7 protein-coding genes and 1 pseudogene are annotated in these 9,447 nt (G+C 68.4%); 1 reads left to right on the top strand and 7 read right to left on the bottom strand.

The features are described 5' to 3' along the window. Nucleotides 1-250 precede the first annotated feature (250 nt). A complete protein-coding gene (locus IEZ10_RS38205) occupies nucleotides 251-2,038 on the top strand; it encodes an IS481 family transposase (RefSeq protein WP_444545408.1) in 1,788 nt (595 codons plus the stop codon). 348 nt (nucleotides 2,039-2,386) lie between these two features. Here the strand turns inward: IEZ10_RS38205 and IEZ10_RS38210 are convergent, their stop codons facing one another. The 7 genes and pseudogenes from IEZ10_RS38210 to IEZ10_RS38240 all read right to left on the bottom strand — a co-directional run. After that, nucleotides 2,387-3,097 carry a response regulator gene (locus IEZ10_RS38210; RefSeq protein WP_189251381.1) on the bottom strand — a complete coding sequence of 237 codons (711 nt, stop codon included), beginning with the start codon at nucleotides 3,095-3,097 and terminating at the stop codon, nucleotides 2,387-2,389. Next, nucleotides 3,094-4,281 (bottom strand): sensor histidine kinase, encoded by a 1,188-nt coding sequence (locus IEZ10_RS38215; RefSeq protein ID WP_189251382.1) that lies wholly within the window; start codon nucleotides 4,279-4,281, stop codon nucleotides 3,094-3,096. The genes IEZ10_RS38210 and IEZ10_RS38215 overlap by 4 nt, the downstream gene beginning before the upstream one ends. Nucleotides 4,282-5,476: 1,195 nt before the next feature. Beyond that, nucleotides 5,477-6,205 carry an SDR family NAD(P)-dependent oxidoreductase gene (locus tag IEZ10_RS38220; protein ID WP_189251383.1) on the bottom strand — a complete coding sequence of 243 codons (729 nt, stop codon included), beginning with the start codon at nucleotides 6,203-6,205 and terminating at the stop codon, nucleotides 5,477-5,479. Between the two features lie 155 nt (nucleotides 6,206-6,360). Continuing rightward, nucleotides 6,361-7,196 (bottom strand): annotated as a pseudogene (locus IEZ10_RS38225) (transposase family protein). A gap of 190 nt (nucleotides 7,197-7,386) precedes the next feature. Continuing rightward, on the bottom strand, nucleotides 7,387-7,581 hold the full coding sequence (locus IEZ10_RS38230; protein WP_189251384.1) for a ferredoxin: 195 nt from the start codon (nucleotides 7,579-7,581) through the stop codon (nucleotides 7,387-7,389). A 10-nt stretch (nucleotides 7,582-7,591) separates the two neighbouring features. Further along, nucleotides 7,592-8,815 (bottom strand): cytochrome P450, encoded by a 1,224-nt coding sequence (locus tag IEZ10_RS38235; RefSeq protein ID WP_189251385.1) that lies wholly within the window; start codon nucleotides 8,813-8,815, stop codon nucleotides 7,592-7,594. Between the two features lie 185 nt (nucleotides 8,816-9,000). Further along, on the bottom strand, nucleotides 9,001-9,447 hold a 447-nt coding region (locus IEZ10_RS38240; protein WP_506004876.1), incomplete at its 5' end, for a sigma-70 family RNA polymerase sigma factor family protein.

Below are 9,447 nucleotides of genomic sequence, written 5' to 3' on the forward strand. Positions count from 1 at the left end.
CCCACGTTTCCGGTTCAATAGGCGTCGAAGAGCAACAGATCATCTAGCCGGAGTGTCACCCACCTCCTGCGCCGGATCTGTCGCACGGGTCCTGAGCCCTGACAACGTTGGCCAACGCGTGTCCTACTCCGGCTGATGCTTGACAGCGCGGCTTCGGTTGATGCTTTACACCCCTTCGGCTGACCTGTCTTCCTGTGATCGTTGACGATCACGCGGGGAGGCCGGGTTGGCGCTGGTGGAGTTGAGCGTCATGGAGCAGCGGTATCGCGCTGTGCTGGAAGTGGAGGCGGGCTGTCCGGTGACGGAGGTCGCGCAGCGGTATGGGGTCTCGCGGCAGTCGGTGCATGCGTGGATGCGCCGGTATCGGGCCGCGGGGCTGGCCGGGCTGGCGGACCGGTCGCATCGGCCGCGGGCTTGTCCGCATCAGACGATCGCCGAGGTGGAGGCCGCGGTGTGTGAGCTGCGCCGTGCGCATCCGCGGTGGGGTCCGGCGCGGCTGGCTCATGAGCTGGGCCGGCGGGGAGTGGAGCCGGTGCCGTCGCTGACCACGCTGTATCGGATCTTGGTGCGTAACACGCTGATCGTTCCCGGTCAGCGGCGGCGTCCCCGGTCGTCGTATGTGCGCTGGGAACGCGAGGCGCCGATGGAGCTGTGGCAGCTGGATGTGATGGGCGGGGTGATGCTGGCCGATGGCCGGGAGCTGAAGCTGATCAGCGGCATCGACGATCACTCCCGGTTCATCGTGATCGCGCAGCTGGTGGTGCGGGCCTCGGGCCGGGCGGTGTGCGCGGCGTTCGCGGCGGCGTTGCGGGCCTTCGGGGTGCCGGAGGAGGTGCTGACCGACAACGGCAAGCAGTTCACCGGCCGGTTCACCCGGCCTCGGGCCACCGAGGTGCTGTTCGAGCGGATCTGCCGGGAGAACGGGATCACCGCCCGCACCACCCAGGTGCGTTCGCCGACCACGACGGGCAAGGTCGAGCGCTGGCACAAGACGGTGCGGGAGGAGTTCCTGGCCGCTCATGAGCCGTTTTGCAGTCTGCAGGCGGCGCAGGAGGCGCTGGATGCCTGGGTGGCCGATTACAACACCGTGCGGCCGCATCAGGCGCTGGAGATGGCGGTTCCGGCCGGCCGGTTCGTCGCGCGCCGCGACCACGACCGTGGCTGTGAGCAGCGAGATCAGGGCGATGGGGCGGCGTTGCCGTTGCGACTTCCGGCGGATCTGGCCGCGCTGCCCGCTCCTGCCGTGGAAGGGCCGGCCGAAGTCGTCGCCGAGGCGGCTGAGGTGCCCGCGGTGCCGGTGGCGGTGGAGGTCGAACGCATCGTGCCGGCCAGCGGCAACCTGACCGCGTGCGGGCGGCAGGTGTGGCTGGGGCCGGCGCGGGCCGGGCAGACGGTCACGATCTGGGCCAGCGCCACGACCATGTGCGTGTTCCTCGGTGAGGAGCTGCTCAAGACGCATCCGGTGACGATGTCGCAGGCGGATCTGGGCCGGTTGATGGCCGGTGGCGGGCGTGCGGGGCGTCCGTCTCCGGCTGCGGCGGTGCCGCCGGGGCCGCTGGCGGCCGATGCGGTGGTGGAGGTCGACCGGATGGTCACCAACGCCGGGTGTGTGGGCCTGGCGGGCGGGTTGCTGAGCGTCGGGGTTCCTCTGGCCGGTCGGCGGGTGACGTTGCGGATCGATGCCCGGACGGTCCGGGTGATCGCCGATGGAGTGCTGATGTGCACCCGGCCGAGCCCGTTGACGCCCTCCCAGCGCGGCAGGCTGCACGGCGCCCGCCTGGCCCAGGGCGCCGACGGCGCCCTCGTCGGCCGCTTCCCCCGGGTGGAGCGGGTGGTGTCGGGCAACGGCACGCTCATGGTGGCCGGCTGCAAGGTCCAAGTGGAGCAGGTGCACCGCGGCAAGGTCGTCACCGTCGTCCTTGAACAGACCCGGCTGCGGGTGCTGTTCGAAGGTGAGGAGCTGTCGGTGCACCCACGAACGATCACCAAGGAGGTCAACCGGCTGCGAGCGAGCGGCCATATCGACTACAGGATCTAGGCCTGGTGGAAAGCATCACCCGACACCGATCCGTCAAGCATCAGTTGGAGCTTTACAACGTTGGCCAACGCGCCCTCTAGGCCCTGGACCGCAGGTAGAGGCCCGGTTCGACCTCTAGGCGGCCCTCTAGGTCAGACGCCGTCAGCCACCTCCCCACCGATCAGTAGGGCACCGCTGACCTGGGCGAACTCAATCCCCCGTACCTGGTTGCACGACTCTTACCGACACCCCTGCTCCCAGACCTTCGGCCACCACGCCACGCGCACCTTCACACCCTTGACCCAGGCCACAGCCAAAGGCCACAAGCGGTGATGCGCCTTCTCAGCCGGAGCGACGGCCGATTCGCCGCTACGCCTCCGGCCACTCCCCCGCATGCTCCGCAGGCGTCCTGGCAGCACGAGCCGTGACCAGCCCCGTCTCATAGGCCAGGACCACCGCCTGGGCCCGGCTGGTCAAGCTGAGCTTGACCATCGCCCGATTGAGATGCGTTTTGACGGTCGCCTCGCTGAGGACCAGGCGCGCGGCGATATCAGCGTTGGCCAGACCCGTACCCACCAGCCGAAGAACCTGCAGCTCACGACTGGTAAGCACATCGAGATCCGGCACGCCGGACGGCGGACGACCAGATCCGTCGCGCTGCGTGTAGGCCTCGATCAGGCGGCGGGTGACACTCGGCGCGAACAACATGTCGCCCGCCGCCACCGTGTCGATGGCGGCCAGGAGGCGCTCAGGCGGACAGTTCTTCAGCAGGAACCCGCTGGCCCCCACCGACAGCGCGGCGAAGACGTACTCGTCAAGATCGAACGTGGTGAGCATGACCACCCTCGGCGGCGACTGACGGTCCCGCGCCAGAATGCGGCGAGTGGCCTCGATACCGTCCAGGCGCGGCATCCGAATGTCCATCAGCACGATGTCCGGCAGGGTGTCCGCCGCGAGCCGCACCGCCTCCTCACCGTCCGCCGCCTCACCCGCCACCTCAAGACCGGGTGCGGCGCGCAGCAACGCGGCCAAACCCGCGCGGATCAGGATCTGGTCGTCCACGACGAGCACACTGGTCATTCCAGATCCGTCCCTTCCCGCTGCTCACCGTCCGGCCGGCCACCGGGCAGCGGCAGGGTGAACACGACCTCGAAACCGCCCTGGGCACCAGGCCCCGCGATCACTGTCCCGCCATACAGCCTCGCTCGTTCACGCATTCCCAGCAAGCCATGGGCCTCGGCGTTCCGAGACTTCCCGGCGAGCGACCGCCCCGCACCGTCATCACTGATGTTCACCGTCAGACCGGTCGCGGTGTAGTCCAGCACGACGACGGCACTGGCCGGGCCGGCGTGCTTGAGCACGTTGGTCAGCGACTCCTGCACGACACGGTAGACACATTGGTCCGCGCCCGGTCCGACCGGCCTGGGCGCGCCTCGAACGATCAACTCCACCGGCACGCCGGCGGCCCGGACCCGGTCGGCCAGTTCGTTCAGCCGGGCCAGGCCCGGAGCCGGAGCGTAAGCGGGATCGTCGCCGTTGGTGCGCAACACGGCCAGGAGCCTGCGCATCTCCTCCTGGGCCTCGAAGCTGCTGGTTGCGATGGTGTCCAGCGCCGCGCGCGCCGTGGCGGGGTCGGAGGTGAACACGTATCGTGCCAACCCAGCCTGAACGGAGACCACGGACATGTGATGGGCGACGATGTCATGCAGTTCACGCGCGATGCGCACCCGCTCCTCAGTGATCGCCCGCTGGGCCTTGTCCTCCTGCTCACGTCGCAGCCACGCGCTCAACACCGACAGCCGCCGCCGGTCGACCCCGAATGCCCACACCACCAGCACCGCCAAGGTCTGTGCCGCGGCCGTCGCCGCCGACAGCAGCAACAATCCGCTGATCAGCACCAGCAACCCGACGGCCGCCAGGCAGACCGCGGACACCTTCACCGAGCACCGCGCGGCGACCGTGTACAACGCCACCAGCGATGCCCACGAAGCCATCGGCGGATAGCCGATGGCCAAGTAGACCGACCAGATGACGCACGCCACCACCAGCACGGCCACCGGAGCGCTGCTCCGCCACAGGAGCGGGAGATTACCGAAGCAGATCAGCAGAAAGGCCAGGACGTCCAGGGGAGGCCATCCGGGCACCGAGAACTGCGTCGCCGAACCGAAACTCGCCACCGCGAGCATCACCGCGAGAGCGGCGTCGACCACCCGCGTGTCGATTCTGCGCAACTGCTGGGCACGGCCGCGCGACCACGTGATCACCGCTCGGAGCATAGAGCCCGACGCCGTGTTCGTCATCGAACCGGAGGATGAATCCCGCTACCACGTAAGTTACGCCACCACGACCCGTTCCACACCAGCGGCTTCACACCGGACCGCCGCATGGGTCGCAGCTCACGGCTTCCTAGAACCATGGCGAGCATCCGAATGAAAAACCCGTTAAAGGGCATCCGAAAAGTCCCCGAATAGGCGTGATGCCGAGGCAGCACCCCGCCTGGAGGCACGGGAGGTCGCCAACGCCGGGCAAACGCGTCACCGGGGCCTCGGAGGCGCTCGCCTGGCAGCAAGGGCCGGTCGTCGATGATCGACCACCTGACCTGCTTTGCACTGGGTCCACTCCAAGGCGCGCCCGAAGACGTCACGCAGGAGCTCCTCGCGGCGCGCGCCATCGACTGCGACCTGGAACAACGCCTCGAATGCCGCGAGGTCCTCCGGAAACCAGGCCGATGGTCGTGTACGCCCACAACCTGCTCGCCGCCTACGCCCACGGTGACGACCTAGGCGACTGGCTGCAGACATGATCACCGTGAGATCCGCCGTGTGAAGATCCGCACGGTCCGGATCACCCTCCCCTTTCTGCTTTTGGTTTTTGCTTGGAGTCGTTGCTGCACAGTACCGACGCCTTTACAAAGTAGATTTCTATCATTGTCGACACCGCCCTGGTCGCGGCCCCCGCCCAGGAGGCGGAATCGACCGGGGAGTCTTCTGCTGCACCGGCCCCGTAACGGGCGTGGACGTGGAAGTCATCGATGCCTTCCGAGCCGCCGCGTGCCGCGACGGTTGCAAGCGATCATAAGAAGACGCTGGGAGGACATGGTGGTACCGGCCGGCGGACGTCGAGATCGGGCTCCTCCCCTCTTGGCAGCCTGGGTGGCAGATACGGGAATCTGCCATTCGAGCCGGAGTCGGCGCCCTGGCGGACGCGGCCGACATACAGCTGCTCATGGCGCAGGTGATGCTCCTGCGGGCGCAGGCCCGACGGCTGCCAACCAGCCAATGGTGCTGGTGGCCGGCACCATGCCGGGCGGGCCGAGACTCCGCTGATCGCCTACCCGGCGACGGTGGTGGCCACCGCATTTCGATTGGGATCCGGTCGATCGCTTCGCGGTTGGCGGTGGTGGTCAGGAGCCTGTGACGAACCAGCCCTTGCTCGTCCGTCTCTCCGTTCCGGGATGTTTCACCAGGCGATGGGGCCGAGGCGATCGATGAAGATCCCGGTCGGCCCGTCAGAGGCGAGCGTCGCGAGCTCGATGATCGGATCACTGCCCTCGGTGACCGTCAGCTCGCCCGTGTGGATGTTCATGTCGGTGGCGGTGAACCTGCCGTTGGCGACCTCGCCGGGGGTCACGGCGTTGAACTTGATGGCCGGCAGCGCCTGGGCGTATCGGACGGTGATCATGTTCAGTGCCGCCTTCGACGAGGTGTAGGCGAGTTCGTACATCTTCGAGACGGCTTGCCCGGGGTCAGTCACGACCGAGATAGACCCCCCGGCGCCGGTGACCATCACCACCCGCGGGTTATCGGCTGCCTGCAACAGCGGCAGGAACGCGTGCGTGACCCGGACCGGCCCGTACACATTGGTGTCGTAGACGGCGTGGATGTCCTTGGCCGTCGCGTCCGCCGGGTTGACACCGCCGCCCGGCGTGCCGGCGTTGTTGATCAGCACGTCCATCCGGTCGGTGTGCTGTCGGACCAGCCGCACAGCCCCGGCCACCGATTCCTCCGAGGTCACGTCCAATGGGACCATGATGACGTGTGCGCCGTCGGCGGCCAGCTTCTGGGCGGCGGCCCTTCCCCGGCCCTCGTCGCGTGAGCCGAGGAAGACCCTCCAGCCCAGCTCTCCGAGCCTACGCGCCGTCTCGTAGCCCAGGCCTTTGTTCGCTCCAGTGATCAATACGGAGGTCATGTTCTCTCCTGACGTCGTTGTACTTACGACCATGTGACGGTGCCGACCCGATTCCTGTGACACCGCCGGGGTGTGATGTAGGCCACCACCGGCGGTTGTCACAACCGGGGGTCTGTACGGTCAGGCTCTGTCCCTCTTTCGGTGGTGACGGAACGTCAGTCCAAGAGGATGCGGTGGCGGAGCGACATGAAGCCGGCCCGGCCGTGCATCTGGCGCATGATCCGCTTGGTCTTGGTGTTCACGCCTTTGGTGCCGCCGTTGTGGAACGGCAAGATGACGGCCGCTCGCACCGCATCGCGGTCCTGGTCAAGGCCGCGGATGAAGGCGCAGACGAGTGAGGCCAGCGGACTTGGCGGTGGCGATCCACGCGTCGAGCCGGTCGGCGTTGCCCTCGCATGGTCGCAGCAGGTCGGTGAAGCCGCGAACGAGCCTGGTCAACTCGATCATCTCCGGCCAGGCGGCGATGAGGTCATCCAGGAGGCGCCGGTGTTCATTGGGCCGGGTGAGCAGGAGCCGGGCCGGGCGGTGTGGGGAGATGGGCAGGCGGTCGGCCTCGACCCGGCCCTAGGTGATGTAGCGGTGGAGCGGTGGCGCCGGCGCAGGGCGAAGTCGTCCATACCGTCAGCGCGGACATGACTTGCGCGCCAGCGCGTCCGGCCGGATCACGGACCATCGCGTTGGTCTGGGAGGCCAGCCGGGGCGTGCGCCGCTGGTAGCGCTCCAGAACGCCGGGAAGCCGTTCCCGGAAGGTCTGGTGACAGCCGCGCGTCGGGCAGACCAGGCGGCGAATCCGCACCATCACCAGCACGCGGCGTGCATCGATGGGGACACCGGCGACACTCCGCTCGTGACAGTCGTGCACACTCGCCGGCTCGGCGCCGCAGCCCGGACAGGTGGCCGGCCCGTCCGGGGTTCGCGCCCGTACTCGGATCCGCTCGTCCTCGCCCGCCACGTCCTCCACGACCAGCGGCGACAGCCCGGAAAACACCATGTTCACAAGCTCGTCGAGATCATGCACGACTCGCCGTTACGTACCGGGACGTTCCGTCACCACCGAATCTGCGACGGAGCCATTGACTGGACACACCCCCTTGCCTCCAGCGCGGATGCGCTGGAGGCAAGGTCTCACCTACCCGCCCGCTACGGGCACGGACGGACGCGTGATCCACCCGGGGTAGGGCTTACTCCTGCACGATGGACAGGGCTCGGGTCGGGCACAGGGCGACGGCGGCGCGCGCCTGTGCTGCGGTCTCGTCGTCGGGACGGTCGGTGAGCAGGGTCACGATGCCGTCGTCGTCTTGGTCGAAGATGGCCGGCTGGGTCAGGACGCACTGGCCGGAGCCGACGCAGACCCCGGTGTCCGCTTTGATCCGCATCATGCCTTCCTCACCAGGTGACCGGGAGTTCGTGAACGCCGTAGATGACGGCGTCGCTCTTGAACGGCAGGTCTTCGATCGGTGCGGCGAGCCGCAAGGCGGGGATGCGGCGGAACAGCGTGTCGAAGACGATCTGCAACTCCATCCGGGCCAGGTTCTGGCCGAGGCACTGGTGCGGGCCGAAGCCGAAGGCGAGGTGGTGGCGGGCCCCGCGCTCGACATCAAGTTCGCCCGAGTCCTTGAACGCCGCCGGGTCCCAGTTGGCCGACAGCATCGAGACGATGACGCCCTCGCCGGCCTTGATGCCCACCCCGCCGATCTCCATGTCCTCGGTGGCCACCCGGGAGGTGACTCCGTCGGCGATGGTGAAGTAGCGCAGCAGTTCCTCCACGGCCATGGGCGTCCTGCCCGGGTCGGCCGTGACCAGGGCCAGTTGCTCCGGGTGGGAGAGCAGCCCGACCACGCCGAGCGAGATCATGTTCGCCGTGGTCTCGTGTCCGGCGGTCAGCAGCAGGAAGGCCAGGCTCACCAGGCCCGCGTGGTCGAGGGCGCCGTTCTGGCGTTGCCGGGCGATCTGCCGGCTGAGCAGATCGTCGCCGGGTTCGGACTCCTTGCGGGTGATCAGGCCGTCGATGTAGACACGCAGTTCGGCGAAGGCTCGCTGGCGGTCTTCCTGCGAGGTCCTGCGCACCATCATGGCGGTGCGGCTCTGGAAGAAGTCGTGGTCGGTGTAGGGGACGCCGAGCAGTTCGCAGATCACCAGGGAGGGCACCGGCAGGGACAGTGCCTGCACCAGGTCGACCGGCCGCCGGTCGGCGGCGAGCATGTCGTCGATGAAGTGGTCGACGATGTCCTGGATCCGCGGGCGCAGCGCGGCCAGCCGCTTCACGGTGAACTCGCCGATCACCGGTCGGCGGGCCGCGGAGTGTTCCGCGCGGTCCATGCCGAGCATCAACGGCGGCTGGCTGCGGAGCTGCTGCAGGGTCGCCGCATCGAGGGTGAACAGCGGGAAGCCGTCCTTGCGCTTGTCGGAGGAGAAGCGGGGGTCGGCGAGGACGGCACGAGCCTCCTCATGCCGGGACACCCACCATGCCTCGCCGCCGCTGACCAGGCGGACCTTGTTGATCGGCGCCTGCTCGCGCAGTCGCTCATAGGCGGCGGGCGGGGCGAACGGGCAGCCCCGCTCGACCGGCAACTCCAGGTCGGCGAGTTCGCCGGCAACGCTCTTCGTCATCAATGACCTCCCAGTGGTAGATCTGGCTGAGTTGTTCTGCTTGTGACGGTCTCAAGGGTGTGATCGACACCGCCGGCACCGGGGGCCCGACCTGCCGGATTGCCGTGGACAGGATGAGAGCCTCCTGTTGTGCCACCGTCGGGTCCGGGTCGCTCCGAGGCCGTGGGTCGGCTCGTCGCCGGTGTTCACTTCAGCGTGAGGGGGGTCTCGGATGCGATGCGGGTCAGCTTCCGCGGGTTGCGGACGTAGTAGAGGCCGGTGATGCGGGCGTCCTCGACCCGGACCGCTATGACACCGTCGATCTCGCCGTCCACGCGCAGGAGGAGCGCCGGGTTGCCGTTGACCACGGTGGACTCGCTGGTGAGCGCGATCCGGGCCCTGCCGAGACCGCCGACGATCATGCGGGCCACCTTGCCGGCACCGGTGATCGGCCGCGGCGCGGCCTGCTTGACGCCGCCGCCGTCGCTCACCAGGACGACCTCGGGGGCGAGCACGTCGAGCAGGCCCCGCAGGTCCCTGGTTTCGAGTGCGCGCCGGAAGGACTCCAGCACCGCCCGGGCCTGGCCCGGGGAGACCACCTCGCGAGGCCGCCGGGCATCGACGTGCCGGCGGGCCCGGTGCGCGATCTGGCG

This window comes from Streptosporangium pseudovulgare (assembly GCF_014648055.1).
Classification (GTDB): Bacteria; Actinomycetota; Actinomycetes; order Streptosporangiales; family Streptosporangiaceae; genus Streptosporangium; species Streptosporangium pseudovulgare.

Excerpts from the sequence above, each read along its gene's own strand:
- IEZ10_RS38205 (WP_444545408.1), top strand. The coding sequence starts at position 251 with ATGGAGCAGCGGTATCGCGCTGTGCTGGAAGTGGAGGCGGGCTGTCCG.
- IEZ10_RS38210 (WP_189251381.1), bottom strand. The coding sequence starts at position 3,097 with ATGACCAGTGTGCTCGTCGTGGACGACCAGATCCTGATCCGCGCGGGT.
- IEZ10_RS38220 (WP_189251383.1), bottom strand. The coding sequence starts at position 6,205 with ATGACCTCCGTATTGATCACTGGAGCGAACAAAGGCCTGGGCTACGAG.
- IEZ10_RS38230 (WP_189251384.1), bottom strand. The coding sequence starts at position 7,581 with ATGCGGATCAAAGCGGACACCGGGGTCTGCGTCGGCTCCGGCCAGTGC.
- IEZ10_RS38235 (WP_189251385.1), bottom strand. The coding sequence starts at position 8,815 with ATGACGAAGAGCGTTGCCGGCGAACTCGCCGACCTGGAGTTGCCGGTC.